Origin of the sequence: Priestia sp. TGN 0903 (assembly GCF_050846855.1) — a bacterium.
Taxonomy (GTDB): Bacteria; Bacillota; Bacilli; order Bacillales; family Bacillaceae_H; genus Priestia; species Priestia zanthoxyli.
Window position 1 is genome coordinate 433062 of sequence record NZ_JBOZGL010000003.1, and the last position, 16624, is coordinate 449685.

The window sequence follows — 16624 nt, forward strand, 5'->3', positions numbered from 1 at the left end:
GGCATAACGCCGTGTTGTTTCTTTTTTTTTATAATTTATAAAAAAAGCTTGAAAAGCGCTTTCAATAGTCTTATAATTTAGATAAATCGATTTACTAAACCGGTTTAGTAAGTGGTTAGCTAGTATAATAAGAAAGGTAGGTCGATTTATGAATCATATCATTATTCCTTTAAATGCATTTGAAACGACAAACTCTCAGCACACCATGATTGGGAGAATATATGAACAGCAAGTACATGGAGTGGAAATTCGAAGAGAGTTAATGAAAAAAGTAGATCAAGAGATTGAGCTTATTGCCGAAGAATTAAAAAGATATCCGCTTTTTACAGTATATTCGGCTCCAATCGAACTGTGGAAAGAAAGTGGAGAGTTAAACAAACAAGAATTAAAATCTATTCTTGAAGAAGCCGTATCACTTGGCGCTCAGTGGGTAAAAGTTTCTCTTGGTTTTTATCAGCCACAATCACCTATAGGGGAATTGCAGGAGCTATTGCAGGCATTTCCAGCTTTACATCTATTTGTGGAAAACGATCAAACCAGTTATGGAGGCAACATAGCATCTTTGCACGCATTTTTTGATAACGCTTACGAAATTCCTGTTTCCATGACGTTTGATATTGGTAACTGGCTTTATGTACAGGAACGACCCCAGGAAGCAATCAAAAAGCTAAGGTCCTTTGTAGGCTATATTCATATTAAACACGTAATAAAAAATAGCGGAAAGCTAGTAACAACCTCTATATCAAACGATTCAAATGAAATGTGGAAAGATATTTTGAAAGGGTTTTCTCATTCGATTTTTAAAGCTTTAGAGTTTCCAATCGATGAACCGGAACAAATCCCCCGCTTCATTTCATTGGTGCAAGCAGCAGAACAGGAGGAAGTGCAATGAATTCATTAGACGTTATTACCTTCGGAGAAGCAATGGCGATGTTCATGGCAGAACAACCAGGACCGCTGTATGAGATTAAGCATTATACAAAAGAGCTAGCCGGAGCAGAAACAAATGTAGCAATTGGTCTCGCTCGTCTCGGTCTGCGCGCAGGGTGGGTGAGCAAAGTAGGCAATGATCCTTTCGGTACGTTTATTATGAAACGGCTACAAGAGGAGTCGGTCAACACCGATTGTGTACTAGTAGATAGCGAACATTCAACAGGCTTTCAAATTAAATCAAAAGTGGAAGTGGGAGATCCGGAAGTTTGTTACTTCCGAAAAAATTCGGCAGCCAGTCACTTGCACCCAAGCGATTTTAATCGAAACTATTTTTTAGCGGCAAAACACATGCATATGACAGGAATACCGCTTGCTGTGTCAGCAAGCATGCGTGAATTTGCTCTACACGCGCTTACCTCGATGAAAGCAGCTGGCAGAACGGTTTCCTTTGACCCGAACCTGCGACCGACTCTTTGGACATCAAAAGAGGAAATGATTTTTACAATCAACGAAGCTGCTAAACAAGCAAACTACGTTCTGCCAGGCATTGAAGAAGGGAAAATTTTAACCGGATACGAAAACCCAGAAGACATCGCTTCTTACTATTTAGATGCAGGCGTAGAGCTTGTCGTTATTAAACTAGGTGAACAAGGAGCCTTTTTTAAGACGGCTAAAGAGGAAGGTATGGTTGAAGGAATAAAAGTCAAACAAATAGTGGATACAGTCGGTGCAGGAGACGGCTTTGCAGTAGGGCTGTTAAGCGGACTTCTTCAACATGATTCTCTTACTCAATCTGTCATGAGAGCAAATGCCATTGGGTCATTAGCTGTACAAAGCCCTGGAGATAACGACGGATATCCAACTGAACAGCAGTTGCAAAAATATATGGAATTCCAAAAACAAGGAGTGAAGTGATAATGAAACAGCAGCTAGCAAAAAAAAGATGGCTTCGGTTAATTCCTATCGTATTTATTACGTATAGCCTTGCATATTTAGACCGTGCAAACTACGGGTTTGGAGCAGCGGCAGGGCTGGCAGAAGATCTTCATATTACGCCAGGTATTTCGTCTTTATTAGGATCGCTCTTTTTCTTAGGTTATTTCTTTTTCCAAATTCCTGGCGCTCACTATGCTGAAAATAAAAGCGCCAAAAAGCTGATTTTTTGGTCTCTGATTTTATGGGGAGCACTTGCTACAGCTACGGGTATGGTAAGCCACGTCGGATTTTTGTTTGTTATTCGATTTGCTTTAGGAGTAGTGGAAAGTGCCGTTATGCCTGCTATGCTCGTTTTTTTAAGCCACTGGTTTACAAAAGCAGAACGTTCTAGAGCCAACACGTTCTTAATTTTAGGAAACCCGGCAACGGTCCTTTGGATGTCAATTGTTTCTGGATATTTGCTAGAATCATTTGGCTGGAGATGGATGTTTATTTTAGAAGGTTTTCCAGCTGTTATTTGGGCGTTTTTATGGTGGAAACTAGTAAACGATGAGCCAAAAGATGCAGGCTGGCTGTCGAAAAAAGAAAAAGCAGATTTACACGATGCGCTGCAAAAAGAACAAGAAGGAATTAAACCTGTTAAAGGCTATAAAGAAGCTTTCAAAAATCGTACGGTCATTTTATTAAGCATTCAATATGCTTTATGGAGTATTGGCGTCTACGGATTTGTTATGTGGCTGCCGTCTATTATTAAAGCAGCGCCTAACATGAGTATAGTAAAGACCGGCTGGCTAGCGTCCGTTCCTTACGTATTAGCAGTCGTATTAATGTTAACGGTTTCATATCTGTCAGATAAGTTTTTAAAACGAAGCGCATTTGTATGGCCGTTCTTATTAGTAGGAGCTCTTGCCTTTTACGGATCTTATTTAGTTGGCACAAGCAACTTCTGGATTTCTTTTACTTTACTCGTTATCGCCGGAGGAACGATGTATGCTCCGTACGGACCGTTCTTTGCGATTATTCCTGAAATTTTACCGCGTAATGTTGCCGGAGGAGCGATGGCTTTAATTAATAGCATGGGGGCACTTGGTTCATTTGCCGGTTCTTATATTGTAGGATTTTTAAATGGATCAACAGGAGGGTTTGGCGCTTCCTATATCTTTATGGCTGGATCATTATTCCTTGCGGCAGTTTTAACCATTGTCGCAACGAAAAAGCCAAGAGAAGTTCAGAGTGTGAAGCCAGTTGAAACAACGGCTTAATGTAATGATAGAAAAGGAGAATTGAGATGCATATTGAGAAAATTACAAGTAGCGGTATTGTAGCGGTCATTCGAGGAGCAAGCGCTGAGCGAATTATTCCGCTTGCCTACGCGTTAAAAGAAGGCGGAGTAACAAATCTAGAAATCACAATGGAAAACCCTGCTGCCGTAGAGGTTATTAAAGAATTGAAAAATGAATTTGACGATTCGATGTTTATTGGAGCAGGAACTGTTCTAGACGAAGAAACAGCACGAATTGCCATTATGGCAGGAGCGTCATTTATTTTTTCCCCTACGGTGAACGAACGAACAATTAAAACGGCTAAAAGATACGGAGTCATTAGCGTTCCGGGTGCTTTTACACCTACTGAAATTTTAACAGCCTATGAATGCGGCGCAGATATGATTAAAGTCTTCCCGGCAAGCGTAGTAGGCCCCGCTTATTTTAAAAATATAGCAGGACCGCTTCCTCATATTCCGTTAATGCCAACAGGCGGCGTTACGGCTGAGAATGCGGGCGCTTATATTAAAGCTGGAGCAGCTGCTATTGGGGCAGGAAGCACATTAGTGGATGGAAAGCAGCTTCCAACTCCCGAATACTTACTTCAAGTAACAAGGGAAGCGAAACGTTTTACTCATGAAATTCAAGAAGCTAGGCTTGCGTACGCTTAATAAATAAAGCCTTCTGCTAGCAAGAAGGCTTTTCCTTTTTCGTTTTTTTCGTTTACACTAGGAGTAGCATAATTTTAGGGATTGAATGAAAAGGACGGATCATGATGCAAAAAGTTACTATGCTGGACGTTGCAAAAGCAGCAAATGTCTCCAAAAGCACCGTATCACAATACATTAACAAGCGATACGAATATATGGGCGAAGAAACGCGAAAGAAAATTAAAGAAGCGATTGATACACTGGGCTATCAGCCCAACTATCTAGCACGGAGCTTAAAACAAAAGCGAACGTCGATGATCGGGATTATTGTCGCAAATATTATGCACAGATTTTCTACTGAAGTCATTCGTGCCATTGAAGACTATTGCCATTCGCAAGATATACATGCCATCATTTGCAACGCAGATGATGACCCTGATAAAGAAAAGAAATATATTAATATGTTAAAAGCAAAGCAAGTAGATGGCCTTATTTTATTTCCAACGGGTGCCAATACTTCTCTTTATGAGCAGATGATCAAAGAAGAATATCCGGTTGTTATTATGGATCGTAAAATTCATGATGTAAAAGGAAAAATTCCATCCGTAGTGGCGAACAACCAAGAAGCCACAAAACAGGCTATTTTGCATCTGCTCGAGCTTGGACATAAGCATATAGCGATCATTACAGAACCATTAACTATTACACCCCGGATTGAACGTGTAGAAGGGTACAAAGAAGCGTTAACATCAGCCAATATGCCTGTAAATGAATTTATGATTATTAACTGCAAAAAAGCGGACATGCAAAAAGCGCTGGAGAAGCTATTTGCAGCCGATAATCCGCCGACAGCGCTGCTGGCTGGAAACGATTTAGTGTTCATTGAAGTGCAGAAATTTATTAAACAACACGGATTTAATATCCCGAATGATTTATCTTTAATTGTTTATGATAATATTCCTTACGCAGATGTAGCAACGCCTGCCGTTACCACGATTTCGCAGCCTGCTTTTGACATGGGAACAAAAGCAGCAGATTTACTTATTAAACAAATTTTGAAAGAAAAGATAGCTTATGAAGAGTACCAGTATGAATGTGAATTAATTATTCGAGAAACAACGTTGTCGCATTAAGCTAAAAAGAGCGCCTATGGCGTGCTCTTTTTAGCTCATCAAAATATTCGTTTTTTTTACGCTGTTACTAAACCGGTTTAGTAGAAAGTGAGGAGAAGAAAGATGAAGATACAATTAGCATTAGATCGCGTCACAATTGAAGAAGCTATTATCCTTGCCAAGCTGGCAGAACCCTATGTTGATTGGATTGAAGTAGGTACATCTCTTATAAAAGAGTATGGAATTGAAAGCATTTATAAAATCAAACAGGCATTTCCGCACAAAACGATTGTAGCAGATATCAAAACGATCGATAACGCAGAGTATGAGTTTACCATGTGCTATCAAGCAGGAGCAGATATAGCAACAGTAATGGGCGTATCACCTTTACCCACGATAGAGACGTGTGCAAATGTCAGCGAAAAATGGAATAAAAAAATGATGGTTGATTTATTAAACACGTCAAGCAGCTCGCAAAAGCAAGTAAGTATTTATAGAAGCGCTATTTTTTGCCATCATATCAGCAAAGACGAGCAAGAAAAAGAAGGAAAATCGCTGAGTCAAATAAATTTGCGGCAGTATTTTCATTCAGATGCGCAAATAGCAGTAGCAGGAGGAATTAATCCAGCCTCATCAGCATCATTACTTCAAATGAAAGCGGACGTCGCGATTATTGGATCAGCAATTACAAAAAGTGCGGATGTGGCAAAGGCATCTGCTGAATTTCAAGGCTTATTTATGAGCAGGGGGAACGTATAATGACAAAAACACAAACGATTTTACATGAAATTACAGCCGTAATGAATCACATAAAAGAACCGCAAATAGAAGAAGTAGCGTTTTCACTTTACCAAGCGAAACGAATTTTTGTTATAGGCGAAGGTCGCTCCGGGTTAATGGGCAAATCATTTGCGATGAGACTGATGCATTTAGGTGCAACAGTATACGTTGTAGGAGAGACTATTACTCCTTCGATTGCAGCAGGTGACGTATTGGTGGCTGTATCAGGCTCAGGAAAAACACAGCAAGTGGTGAGCGTAGCTAAAAAAGCCAAAGAAGTAGGATGTTCAGTTATCGGCATTTCAGCTAGTACAGAATCACCATTAACTGCTCATACTGATGAGCTGCTGCACATTCCCGCTGCAACCAAATACCGAAGCGAAAATGAAGCCGCTTCTATTCAGCCGCTTGGTTCATTGTTTGATCAATGTGCTCATGTTGTGTTTGATACGATTTGCTTAGAATACGGGAATTTGAACCAAACGGATCATGAACAGGCGTTTAAACAGCACAGCAATTTAGAGTAAGTGGAAATAGGCTGAAACAAAAGTAGGTTGGTTAAAAGAAAATCCGAACGATGAGTCGAGATTCTTGATGGAGAATCACATTCGTTCGGATTTTTTTATTGGTATTGGTGAGCGTAGGTTTCATGTGTGTAGTTGCTTCTAGCTGTTGATTGGATCGATGTAGTTATGTCTCACTCTCTTTTGATACAGGTAAGTCTAAACGTTTACTTCACTTTTGTTTATTGCGAAGATATTCCTTCTCTTCAAAGTAAATAACAGCATTTTTATGTTGAAATTGCTATAATATACAAGCCGGTACATATACTAAGGCGACTGAAAATAAAGGAGTTTTGATTGATGACAAAAATAAAATTAATTTCACATAACGATTTAGACGGGGTAAGTCCAGCACTGTTGGGTCGGTTAGCGTTTGGCGACGACAACTTTGATTACAGCACGGTAAGCATTGGCCGCATCAATGACACAGTGACGCATTTTATTGAAGAAGAAAACGATGGAGACACAGCTTTATACATAACGGATATTAGCGTAAACGATGAAGTAGCGGAAAAATTAAATGAACTGGTAAAAAAAGGACAAAAAATCACTCTTATTGACCATCATATCTCTGCTCTTCCACTAGCTGAGAAATACGATTGGGTTCATGTTATTGCAGAAGACGAAAACGGTAAAAAGACAGCAGCTACATCTCTTTTCTACGACTACTTAGTGCGCAACAACATGCTTCAAAAAACGGAGTTGCTTGATGAATATGTAGAACTTGTGCGCTTATTTGATACGTGGGACTGGTTTCATGAAAATAATTTGAAAGCAAAGCGCCTCAATCACCTATATTATCTAATCCCGCATGAAGAATTTAAAGAGACCATTCTAGAAACGCTTCGTGAATCGTACCATACTGAAAATCAAGAATTTACGTTTACGGACAAACACGAAATTTTACTAGAAGCAGAAGAAAAAAAGATTGAAAAATATATTTACGACAAGCAAAAACAAATCATAAAAGAAAGTGTTGAAATTGCTAAAACAGCGTACAACGTAGGCATTGTATTTGCAGATACATATCAGTCTGAGCTAGGAAATGCACTGTGTCTAGAAAACGAAGATATCGACTTTTCCGTTATGGTGGACATGGGACGCCAAAAGATTGGCTTCCGTGCAGTAAAAGACGAAATCAACTTAGCCGAAATTGTTGGGCACCTTGGAGGAGGGGGTCATCCAAAAGCTTCTGGATGCAAGTTAACGGCTGAAACATTTGCTCTTTTCGTCACGGATCACTTGTTTAAAGACGAAGAAAAAAGTGAATAAAGCGTATAAGGAGGAGATGATATGTCATTTAAAGATTTAGTTGTTGTTGTTACGGGAGCTGCGAATGGAATAGGAAAAGATGTATCACGCGCATACGCAAAACAAGGAGCAAAAGTGGTATTGGCAGATGTGGACGAAACCGAAGGCGAGCGTCACGCAGAAGCTATTCAAAGACAAGGCGGAGAAGCCATTTTTGTAAAAACAGACGTCCGAAAAGAAAGCGACATTTTACATCTCGTTGAAAAAACGGTCAGTACGTATGGAACGATACATATTTTGATTAATAATGCAGGCGTTTCTCGCTGGAAATCACCGTATGAGCTAACCATTGATGAATGGGATGACATTATCAATACGAACCTGCGCAGCGTGTTTCTATGTTCTCGCGAAGCAGCTAAAGTGATGAGGAAAAACGAAAGCGGAGGCTCCATTGTAAACTTAGCTTCTACAAGAGCTTCAATGTCTGAACCAGATACAGAAGCCTATGCTGCTACAAAAGGAGGAATCGTTGCTTTAACTCATGCACTTGCCGTTTCGCTTGGTGATGACAACATCACGGTAAATGCTATTTCTCCAGGATGGATTGAGACATCTGACTACGATGGCCTTCGTGAAATCGATCATACGCAGCATCCGTCTAATCGGGTAGGAACGCCAGCGGATATCTCAAGAGCGTGTATGTACTTAACAAACGTCGAAAATGATTTTGTAACAGGAGCTAACCTCGTAGTAGACGGGGGAATGACGCGAAAGATGATTTATGAACATTAAGTATCTATAAAAAAGGCTGAGATAAAAATATTTTAGACGAAGTGAAAAAATGAACCCTTGATCAAAATTTTTGATTAGCGGTTCGTTTTTTTATTACGGTGAACGTAGGTTTCACCTGTTTCATTCCTTCTAGCAGTTGATTGAAGGGCACGACGAAGACTCCTGCGGAAAAAGCGGAACAGATGAGACCCCGCAGGCCGCAGGAACGCAAGTGACGAGGAGGCTCAGCGGCCGCCCGCGGAAAGCGAAGTCGTGCACGGAAATCAACTGCGGTATCAAAAGCGGTTCAGCTCATATATCCCATTTGTTTATTTTAGATTGGATTCATTTCGTTATGTCTCAACCTCTTTTGATGATCAACAAAAAAAAATAATTTTTCTGTTGACAGGTAATAATAATCATTGTAAAGTAAGTTACATAAAGTAATTAAATTTCAATTAATATTTTTTTAGTTTAATATCTCGAATTAGAGATATAAGAATTCATTATATCTTGTTTATCTCCTTTTATCAGGGGGAAGGGTATAAACATGCAATTTAAGCTTAAAAAAACAAACAATTAGGAGTGTGGAAAATGGGTTTTTTAGATAAATTATTTGATAAATCAAGTGATCAACAACAGGTTGGAAAAGATTTTTATGAAGCAATTAAAAACCGACGTTCTATTTATGCAATTGATAAAAATGTAAAAATGTCAGAAGAAAAAATTGAAGAAATTATTAACTTTGCGGTGAAACATACTCCTTCAGCATTTAATTCCCAAAGCGCACGCGTAGTCGTTTTATTTGGCGAACAGCATGATAAAGTGTGGAATATTACGAGAGAAACGCTTCGTAAAATTGTTCCAGCTGAAAATTTTTCAGATACGGATCAAAAAATGAACTTATTCGGAAGCGGCTATGGAACAGTTCTTTTCTTTGAAGATCAAGAAGTAGTTGAAGGGCTGCAAAAGCAGTTCGCATCTTACAGCGAAAATTTCCCGGTTTGGTCTAACCAATCATCAGGCATGCTGCAGCATGTGATTTGGACAGCGCTTGAGCTCGAAGGCCTAGGAGCAACATTGCAGCATTACAATCCATTGATTGACGATGAAGTAAAAGCAGCTTGGAATATTCCGAGTTCATGGAAATTAATTGCCCAAATGCCATTTGGTAATCCTGTGGCGCCAGCGGGTGAAAAAGAATTTCAACCACTAAGTGAACGTGTAAAAGTATTTAAATAAGCAAAAAAAGAGGTACGGACAAAATTATTTTAGTTGAAGCAAAATCCGAACGATTCATCGTTCGGATTTTTTTATTGGTATGGCAAGCGTAGGCGTTGCGTATGTAGCTGCTTCTAGCGGTTGATTTTGTTATATCTCAGACCCTTTTTTACGGTAAATAGTTTGAATATTCTTTTATGTTTAACCTAAGAAAAATGCGGTTAAATAAGAGGAGTAGTCCTCAAATCTTCTGTGGAATTTATGCGCTATACATAAGCAATTCAACGATGTTTTACAAAAAAAAAAGTTTTTAACTTGGTTTTTTAGAGAATATTTGTTAACATATCCACTTGTGAGGTCTTAGTAAGAGGAGGATGATGTAAAGAATCCCATATCGGACGCAAGGGCGTAGATATGTGGAGTGGAAATTTTAAAGGAGGATATTATGTCTGATCAAGGAAATCAAGGAAAGTTTAAAAAATCAATATCGTTACTTGACCTAACGTTAATTGGGATGGGAGCTATTTTTGGTTCCGCCTGGTTATTTGCGGTTAGTAACGTAGCGTCAAAGGCTGGTCCAGCCGGAAGTTTTTCGTGGCTGATTGGCGGAGTCATTATTTTACTTATCGGTTTAGTGTATGCTGAACTTGGAGCAGCGCTGCCGCGTACCGGTGGAATTATCCGTTATCCGGTTTACTCACATGGTCATTTAGTGGGTTACTTAATTTCATTCATTACCATTATTGCTTACACAAGTTTGATTGCCATCGAGGTAACGGCTGTACGTCAGTATGTTGCGTTTTGGCTTCCTGGTCTAACTAAACATGGTTCTGAATCGCCTACTACAATCGGCTGGTTATTTCAGTTCGCGTTATTAACGCTATTTTTTATCATTAACTACGTAAGTGTAAAAGCATTTGCTAAGTCAAATGTTATTATATCTGTGTTCAAATATGCGGTTCCTCTTACAATTATCGTCGTGTTAGCTTATCACTTTAAATCAGCTAACTTTACAACTGGCGATTTTACTCCGTTTGGTTTTAATGGTATTCAAGCAGCCATTTCAACAGGTGGCGTTATGTTTGCTTACCTAGGACTTCACCCTATTGTTTCTGTAGCCAGTGAAGTTAAAAACCCGCAGCGTAATATTCCAATCGCGCTCATTATCTGTATTGTACTTTCAGCGATTATTTACACAGCACTGCAAGTATTGTTCATTGGTAACATTCCGGCTGATATGCTATCAGGAGGATGGGGAACAATTCAAGAGCAATTCTCTTTACCATTTAAAGATATTGCACTTATTTTAGGCCTTGGCTGGTTAGTAACGCTTGTTATTTTTGATGCTATTTTATCACCAGGCGGTAACGGGAACATCTTCATGAATACAACTTCTCGTTTAGTTTATGCTTGGTCTCGTAATGGAACACTATTTAAACGTTTCTCAAAAGTAGATAAGAAAACAGGAATTCCACGTGCGTCACTATGGCTATCGTTTGGAATGTCCGTATTCTGGACACTGCCATTTCCTTCTTGGGAAGCGCTAGTAAACGTATGTTCAGTAGCACTTATTCTGTCTTATGCGATTGCGCCAATTTCAGCTGCTGCATTCAGAGTAAATGCAAAAGACCTTAAAAAGCCTTTCAAATTAAAAGGCATGAGCGTTATTGCTCCTGTGTCATTTATCTTCTGTTCATACATCGTATATTGGTCAGGATGGACGACAATTTCTTGGCTTCTAGGATCACAGCTTCTAATGGTTGTTATCTACGTAGCATTTAAGAAATACGTACCAACTGACGTTGTAAAATTTGCACAGCAGCTTAAATCTGCTTGGTGGCTAGTTGCTTATTATATTATTATGCTTGTTATCTCTTACCTAGGCTCATTTGGTGGAGGACAAGGTGTGCTAAGCAACCCGCTTGACTTAATTTTAATTGCTCTTGTTTCAATCGGTATTTTCTACTGGGCGAAATACACGGGTTTGCCAAAAGCAGTTATCGATACGGATGATTAATAAAAAACACGGCATGAATTCATGCCGTGTTTTTCGTTTGTATAGGGGCGTACTCTATTTATTTATCAAACAGCCACGTTTTTAAGATAGCAGCATACTCACGAAAGTAGGCTTGAAGTTTAATTGAATTTGGTGTCTTTGCACCTAAAGGATAAACGTCAAAACCTTGACGCTTGGCAATAATAGAGGCGCGAAATAAATGAAAATCACTGCTAACAAGCACGACTTTTTTGTGTTGAATATCAACTTTCTTTTTAGTGAAAGTGAAATTCTCAAAAGTAGAAGTTGACTGATCCTCTTTTATCATTCGATTCTTTTTAATTCCTTCTTTTCGTAGAAAACGATAGGCTGCTTCTGCTTCAGAAATTTCTTCATCGGATCCTTTTCCACCCGTTACGATAACTTTTGTTTGTTTATGAGTCTTTAAATAAGATAAAGCCGTTTTTGCTCGTTCTTTTAAACTAGGAGACATTTGATCTCCGTCTACTTTCGAACCTAAAATGAGCACATAATCTGCTTTTTGCGGAACAGGCTGATGAGCGGTTTGATACATACAAAAAGACATGATTACAGCATAAAGAACAAGCAAACTAATAAAGATATAAATGATTTTTTTCTTCAACTACGAGCACCTTCCTAGCTATTTCATAAGATGTTTGGAAAATAATTGTTATTATAGCATACGAGACCCAAATAAGTATAAACACAGTAATATATAATAATAGAAGAAAATCGTTATTGTGAATGGTTATAAAATTCGTTACAATAAAGAATAAATGATTTTAAAAGTGCCTCTAAGGAGGATAATAGGGAAATCGGTGTAAATCCGGTGCAGCCCCCGCTACTGTAAATGTGGATGAACCTGCAAAGACCCACTAGTCAAACTAGGAAGGATGCAGAAGTAAAATGAAGCATAAGCCAGGAGACCTGCTTTTAAAAACCCCTTATTTTTCGGTGGGAGAAATAAGTCAAGACAATGTGTTAATGAGCGCATGACCAAACCTTGACTTTTACAGTTAAGGTTTTTTTATGTGATAGGGAGTGGAAAAAGTGAAAAAAGGAAAACCTCTTATGATTCAAGGAACGCACTCAGACGCTGGAAAAAGCATGATTGCTACAGCGTTTTGCCGTATTTTTAAAGAAGACGGCTATCAAACTGCACCGTTTAAATCGCAAAATATGGCGCTTAATTCATACATTACAATGGATGGAAAAGAAATTGGAAGAGCGCAAGGAATTCAAGCTGAAGCGGCTGGAGTAGAAGCAACAACCAATATGAATCCTATTTTAATTAAACCAACTCGTGATCATGAATCTCAAATTGTCGTTCATGGAAAGCCGCTTCGTAATATGTTTGCTTTTCAGTATCGGCAAGAATTTTTTAATGAAGGTTTGAACGTTATCACGGAGTCTTATAAAGAGCTTGCCAATCATTATGATCGAATTGTGATTGAAGGTGCTGGAAGTCCTGCTGAAGTGAATTTGAACGATCGGGAACTGGTAAATATGCGCGTAGCAAAGATAGCCCAAGCCCCTGTTGTGTTAGTAGGAGACATTGATAAAGGAGGGGTTTTTGCGAGTCTGGTGGGTACTCTTCAATTGCTTCCAGATGAACATAAACCTAGAGTAATTGGAGTGTTAATCAATAAATTCCGAGGAGACTTAGAGCTTTTAAAACCGGGGTTGAAGTGGTTTGAAGAATACACGGGAGTTCCGGTACTAGGAGTGATTCCTTATATGCACGACGTGGAAATTGACGCTGAAGATTCGCTATCACTCAGAAATTACTCAACGCTTGTGAATCCGTTAAAAGAAATCGATATTGCGGTTATCTCGTATCCTCGCATCTCAAATTTTACGGACATTGATCCTCTAAGCTTAGAAGAAGACTGTCATGTGAGACTTGTAACCAAGCCATCACAACTAGGTACGCCTGATTTAATTGTTTTACCAGGAAGCAAAAATACGATTGAAGATGCGCAGTTTTTACAAGAAAGCGGCCTGGCTCTAGCCATTAATCAAGTCTTGAACGCAACAAACGCTCACGTTATTGGCATCTGCGGGGGATATCAAATGTTAGGCGAGACAATTACGGACCCCGATGCAGTAGAGTCCCGGATTGAATCTATTAAAGGGCTGGGTTTGCTTCCAGTGGAAACCGTTATGACAACCAGCAAAAAAACAGAAAGAGTTTCTGGATATGTTCAGTTAGAGAGTGAGAAGGTTTCGATTGAAGGCTATGAAATTCATATGGGAAAGACGGTTTCTAAAAGCATAACGGAAGCCTTTGCGGTGGTAGATGATCAAAAAGAAGGAACGGTTAAAGACAACATCATTGGCACGTATGTTCATGATGTGTTTCATAACGATGCTTTGCGCAGAGCTTTGCTTAATCAAATTCGTAAACTTAAAAAATTGCCGCCTATTACGGATACATTCAACAGTCGCCTGCAAAAAGAGGAGTCTTTTTCAAAAGCAGCAGCATATGTGAGAGAAGCTGTAGATATGGAAAAGCTGTATCATTTAATAGACAACTATAAAAGCCCGGAGCAAGCACAAAAAGTGTAGCTTGTAGAGGTTTTCGCTTGTTTTTTCACCGAGAACTTTAGTACGCTATTCTACGTTGCCTAGTTCAACAGTCTAGCACTCGTAACAAATAAAAGATGATTGTTTCCAATACTATGTAGGATGGAAACATGGTTTATGGACAGGAAAATGAATGGTTAATGTAATGTAAAACATCACGCCTCGTTTCCTAGAGGAGCTGAAAGTATTGATTTTTAAACGTATTTTTTTAAACAAAGCATCTATTTTATACATAGTCAGTTTATTTATTGTATGTACTTCGGTGATTATGGGAGTATTTATTGGTACAGTTTCGTTAACCGTAGGAGATACAATCAAAATTATTATTGGCCACCTTACCGGACTATCCTTATATCACGGTCCGGAAAACATGGATTTAATCATTTGGCAAATTCGTTTTCCAAGAGTACTGGTGGCATTTTTAGTAGGAGCTTCGCTTTCAATAGCAGGAGCTGCCTTTCAAGGGCTATTAAGAAACTCTCTTGCAGATCCTTACACGATCGGAGTTTCCTCAGGTGCAACCCTTGGCTCTGTCATGGCAATTTATTTTCACTGGAGTATTTTTGGTTTGTCTATCTTCACGCTGCCTGTAGTCGGCATCGTATCTGGTTTTATTACTCTTCTTTTAGTTTTTGGTATTACGAAACTCGCAAGCGGCAATTTGGCCAATGAAACCATCATCTTAGCGGGGATTATTTTATCATCCTTTATGAGCGCGCTTATTTCATTAATTGTAGCTCTTTCTCCTGAAGAAGATGTAAGGCAGGTTTTATATTGGCTAATGGGAAGCGTATCAATGAGAGGATGGTCGCATATTCAAATTTTAGGGCCGTTCTTTTTAGTCGGTACGATTATGCTGCTGTTACATGTGAAAGAGCTGAACGGCTTAGCATTTGGCGATCAATCCGCTCAATTTATGGGGATAGACGTAAAGAAGAAAAAAAGAATGATTTTAATAGGTGCATCCGTATTAACCGGGGCTGCGGTATCAGTATCTGGGGCAATTGGATTTGTTGGCTTAGTTATTCCCCACGTAGTGCGTCTCGTAGCGGGAGCTAATCATAAGCATGTACTGCCGCTTTCTATTTTAATCGGAGGAAGTTATTTGGTTTTAGCCGATTTATTAGCAAGAACGATATTAGAACCTCGTGAACTGCCGATTGGAGTCGTAACCGCCTTAATTGGTTCGCCAATTTTTACGCTGCTGCTTGTAAAAGAACGTATGCGGAAAAGAGGAATATCATGATTGAACTATATAATGTGACGGGAGGATACGATAAACAGAAACCGACCGTTCGTGACATCACGTTCACCGTAGACAAAGGTTCTTTTGTTGCTTTACTAGGACCAAATGGAAGCGGAAAAACAACGCTTATTCGCTTAATTATGAATGTATTAACCACTCAATCAGGAGAAGTGAAGGTAGAAGGGAAGTCAGTGAAGGCTTATTCACCAAAACAACTGGCGCAAAAAGTTGCAGTCATGACGCAAGAAAATCAAATTGGATTAGAATTTACGGTTCAAGAAATTGTTTCACTTGGACGTTATCCTTATCAGGCAAAAGGTTTGTTTAGCACTGTATCAGCACAGGATGAAGAAGTGGTAGAAAGCGTGATGAAATTAACAAACGTCTGGCACTATCGAAATCATACCTTTCAATCGCTGAGCGGTGGAGAAAAACAGCGGGTTTTACTTGCTAAAGCACTGGCGCAAGAACCTGACTACTTACTTCTTGATGAACCAACGAATCACTTAGATGTAAAACATACGATGGAACTGCTTCAGCTGTTAAAAACGTTACAGCAGGAAATGAGCTTGACGGTTCTGGCCATTTTGCATGATCTCAACATTGCCTCGCTGTTTGCAGATAATGCCGTATTATTGAAAGATGGAAGAGTAGAAGAAACGGGGATGGATGCCATTTTTCAGGATGCAGCTACGTTAAAAAGAGTATATGGCGTTGATTTGCATGTATTTCACCATCCCGCTGTGAACAAGCGGCAAATTGCTTTTGTGCCGCCGTATCAATATCCAGAGACGGACTTCCATGAGTTGTATCAGTTGCAAAAGGAACCGGGCAAGCTATGTTTATCCTTTGCTCGTCCTTTGAGAACTCTTTCACTGGGTTCCAATGAAACAGGTCTAGACTGGTGTCAAGAAATTGTTCAACAGCAAAGCAGTTCTAACACGGCGTGGAAATCTGCGTCTTTATCTAGTCATGAAGTTCGCTTAAAAGACGATAAAGGTTACTCGTGGCTGACTGTACTGACACATGGACAAAAAGAGAATGAAATGAATATTGTTCTACTAACAAATACACCGCTTTCGGACGCGAACCTACTTCATGCTGCGATGAAGGTAATTGAATACCGGGCTTTCTTAGGAAAAACAGGCCGTATTGTTGTAGCATCATCTCATCATAAAGAAGAAAATCAAGAAGAAATTTCAGCGTTCTTAATGGAACGCCTACAGAAAGAATTACAACTATTTATGGAAACAAAAATGACCGACAATTGCTTTAAATAAGCAGTAGCGGTCATTT

General features: G+C 39.3%; 16 protein-coding genes and 1 riboswitch. Of the genes, 15 read left to right on the forward strand and 1 reads right to left on the reverse strand.

Annotated features, from left to right (window positions below; genetic code table 11):
- The first annotated feature begins 148 nt into the window (after positions 1 to 148).
- From ACRPLY_RS13210 to ACRPLY_RS13265, 12 genes are all read left to right on the forward strand, one after another.
- Positions 149 to 892 (forward strand): sugar phosphate isomerase/epimerase family protein, encoded by a 744-nt coding sequence (locus tag ACRPLY_RS13210; protein WP_098113315.1) that lies wholly within the window; start codon positions 149 to 151, stop codon positions 890 to 892.
- The gene (locus tag ACRPLY_RS13215; protein ID WP_367077068.1) at positions 889 to 1848 is read left to right on the forward strand and encodes a sugar kinase; all 960 of its coding nucleotides are present in this window, start codon (positions 889 to 891) and stop codon (positions 1846 to 1848) included. Before ACRPLY_RS13210 ends, ACRPLY_RS13215 begins: the two co-directional genes overlap by 4 nt.
- Positions 1849 to 1850: 2 nt before the next feature.
- Positions 1851 to 3131 (forward strand): MFS transporter, encoded by a 1281-nt coding sequence (locus tag ACRPLY_RS13220; protein WP_367077069.1) that lies wholly within the window; start codon positions 1851 to 1853, stop codon positions 3129 to 3131.
- A gap of 26 nt (positions 3132 to 3157) precedes the next feature.
- Positions 3158 to 3802, forward strand: coding sequence for a bifunctional 4-hydroxy-2-oxoglutarate aldolase/2-dehydro-3-deoxy-phosphogluconate aldolase (locus ACRPLY_RS13225; RefSeq protein ID WP_014459503.1), 645 nt, complete (start codon positions 3158 to 3160; stop codon positions 3800 to 3802).
- A 101-nt stretch (positions 3803 to 3903) separates the two neighbouring features.
- The gene (locus tag ACRPLY_RS13230; protein ID WP_034266759.1) at positions 3904 to 4914 is read left to right on the forward strand and encodes a LacI family DNA-binding transcriptional regulator; all 1011 of its coding nucleotides are present in this window, start codon (positions 3904 to 3906) and stop codon (positions 4912 to 4914) included.
- Between the two features lie 102 nt (positions 4915 to 5016).
- On the forward strand, positions 5017 to 5652 hold the full coding sequence (hxlA, locus tag ACRPLY_RS13235) for a 3-hexulose-6-phosphate synthase (protein WP_328170730.1): 636 nt from the start codon (positions 5017 to 5019) through the stop codon (positions 5650 to 5652).
- Positions 5652 to 6200 carry a 6-phospho-3-hexuloisomerase gene (gene hxlB, locus ACRPLY_RS13240; protein WP_154973691.1) on the forward strand — a complete coding sequence of 183 codons (549 nt, stop codon included), beginning with the start codon at positions 5652 to 5654 and terminating at the stop codon, positions 6198 to 6200. Before hxlA ends, hxlB begins: the two co-directional genes overlap by 1 nt.
- A gap of 336 nt (positions 6201 to 6536) precedes the next feature.
- Positions 6537 to 7508, forward strand: a complete 972-nt coding sequence (locus ACRPLY_RS13245; protein WP_098113318.1) for a DHH family phosphoesterase — start codon at positions 6537 to 6539, stop codon at positions 7506 to 7508.
- A 21-nt stretch (positions 7509 to 7529) separates the two neighbouring features.
- On the forward strand, positions 7530 to 8279 hold the full coding sequence (locus ACRPLY_RS13250; RefSeq protein WP_328170731.1) for a glucose 1-dehydrogenase: 750 nt from the start codon (positions 7530 to 7532) through the stop codon (positions 8277 to 8279).
- Between the two features lie 136 nt (positions 8280 to 8415).
- Entirely contained in the window at positions 8416 to 8652 is a 237-nt protein-coding gene (locus tag ACRPLY_RS13255) for a hypothetical protein (RefSeq protein WP_325077530.1), read from the forward strand.
- Between the two features lie 200 nt (positions 8653 to 8852).
- Positions 8853 to 9500 (forward strand): nitroreductase family protein, encoded by a 648-nt coding sequence (locus ACRPLY_RS13260; protein ID WP_154973687.1) that lies wholly within the window; start codon positions 8853 to 8855, stop codon positions 9498 to 9500.
- Positions 9501 to 9924: 424 nt separating this feature from the next.
- Positions 9925 to 11496, forward strand: a complete 1572-nt coding sequence (locus ACRPLY_RS13265) for an APC family permease (RefSeq protein ID WP_028412838.1) — start codon at positions 9925 to 9927, stop codon at positions 11494 to 11496.
- 58 nt (positions 11497 to 11554) lie between these two features.
- Here the strand turns inward: ACRPLY_RS13265 and ACRPLY_RS13270 are convergent, their stop codons facing one another.
- Positions 11555 to 12118 carry a YdcF family protein gene (locus ACRPLY_RS13270; RefSeq protein ID WP_028412839.1) on the reverse strand — a complete coding sequence of 188 codons (564 nt, stop codon included), beginning with the start codon at positions 12116 to 12118 and terminating at the stop codon, positions 11555 to 11557.
- Positions 12119 to 12265: 147 nt separating this feature from the next.
- A riboswitch (cobalamin riboswitch) is annotated at positions 12266 to 12445 on the forward strand.
- 92 nt (positions 12446 to 12537) lie between these two features.
- On the opposite strand from ACRPLY_RS13270, the gene ACRPLY_RS13275 reads away from it, so the two are divergent.
- The 3 genes from ACRPLY_RS13275 to ACRPLY_RS13285 all read left to right on the forward strand — a co-directional run bounded on the left by ACRPLY_RS13275 (position 12538) and on the right by ACRPLY_RS13285 (position 16608).
- Positions 12538 to 14064, forward strand: coding sequence for a cobyric acid synthase (locus ACRPLY_RS13275; protein WP_432231882.1), 1527 nt, complete (start codon positions 12538 to 12540; stop codon positions 14062 to 14064).
- Between the two features lie 205 nt (positions 14065 to 14269).
- Positions 14270 to 15328, forward strand: a complete 1059-nt coding sequence (locus ACRPLY_RS13280) for a FecCD family ABC transporter permease (RefSeq protein WP_028412841.1) — start codon at positions 14270 to 14272, stop codon at positions 15326 to 15328.
- The gene (locus ACRPLY_RS13285) at positions 15325 to 16608 is read left to right on the forward strand and encodes an ABC transporter ATP-binding protein (RefSeq protein ID WP_033579427.1); all 1284 of its coding nucleotides are present in this window, start codon (positions 15325 to 15327) and stop codon (positions 16606 to 16608) included. Before ACRPLY_RS13280 ends, ACRPLY_RS13285 begins: the two co-directional genes overlap by 4 nt.
- Positions 16609 to 16624 lie beyond the last annotated feature (16 nt).

Excerpts from the sequence above, each read along its gene's own strand:
- ACRPLY_RS13210 (WP_098113315.1), top strand. The coding sequence starts at position 149 with ATGAATCATATCATTATTCCTTTAAATGCATTTGAAACGACAAACTCT.
- ACRPLY_RS13215 (WP_367077068.1), top strand. The coding sequence starts at position 889 with ATGAATTCATTAGACGTTATTACCTTCGGAGAAGCAATGGCGATGTTC.
- ACRPLY_RS13220 (WP_367077069.1), top strand. The coding sequence starts at position 1,851 with ATGAAACAGCAGCTAGCAAAAAAAAGATGGCTTCGGTTAATTCCTATC.
- ACRPLY_RS13225 (WP_014459503.1), top strand. The coding sequence starts at position 3,158 with ATGCATATTGAGAAAATTACAAGTAGCGGTATTGTAGCGGTCATTCGA.
- ACRPLY_RS13230 (WP_034266759.1), top strand. The coding sequence starts at position 3,904 with ATGATGCAAAAAGTTACTATGCTGGACGTTGCAAAAGCAGCAAATGTC.
- hxlA (WP_328170730.1), top strand. The coding sequence starts at position 5,017 with ATGAAGATACAATTAGCATTAGATCGCGTCACAATTGAAGAAGCTATT.
- hxlB (WP_154973691.1), top strand. The coding sequence starts at position 5,652 with ATGACAAAAACACAAACGATTTTACATGAAATTACAGCCGTAATGAAT.
- ACRPLY_RS13245 (WP_098113318.1), top strand. The coding sequence starts at position 6,537 with ATGACAAAAATAAAATTAATTTCACATAACGATTTAGACGGGGTAAGT.
- ACRPLY_RS13250 (WP_328170731.1), top strand. The coding sequence starts at position 7,530 with ATGTCATTTAAAGATTTAGTTGTTGTTGTTACGGGAGCTGCGAATGGA.
- ACRPLY_RS13260 (WP_154973687.1), top strand. The coding sequence starts at position 8,853 with ATGGGTTTTTTAGATAAATTATTTGATAAATCAAGTGATCAACAACAG.
- ACRPLY_RS13265 (WP_028412838.1), top strand. The coding sequence starts at position 9,925 with ATGTCTGATCAAGGAAATCAAGGAAAGTTTAAAAAATCAATATCGTTA.
- ACRPLY_RS13285 (WP_033579427.1), top strand. The coding sequence starts at position 15,325 with ATGATTGAACTATATAATGTGACGGGAGGATACGATAAACAGAAACCG.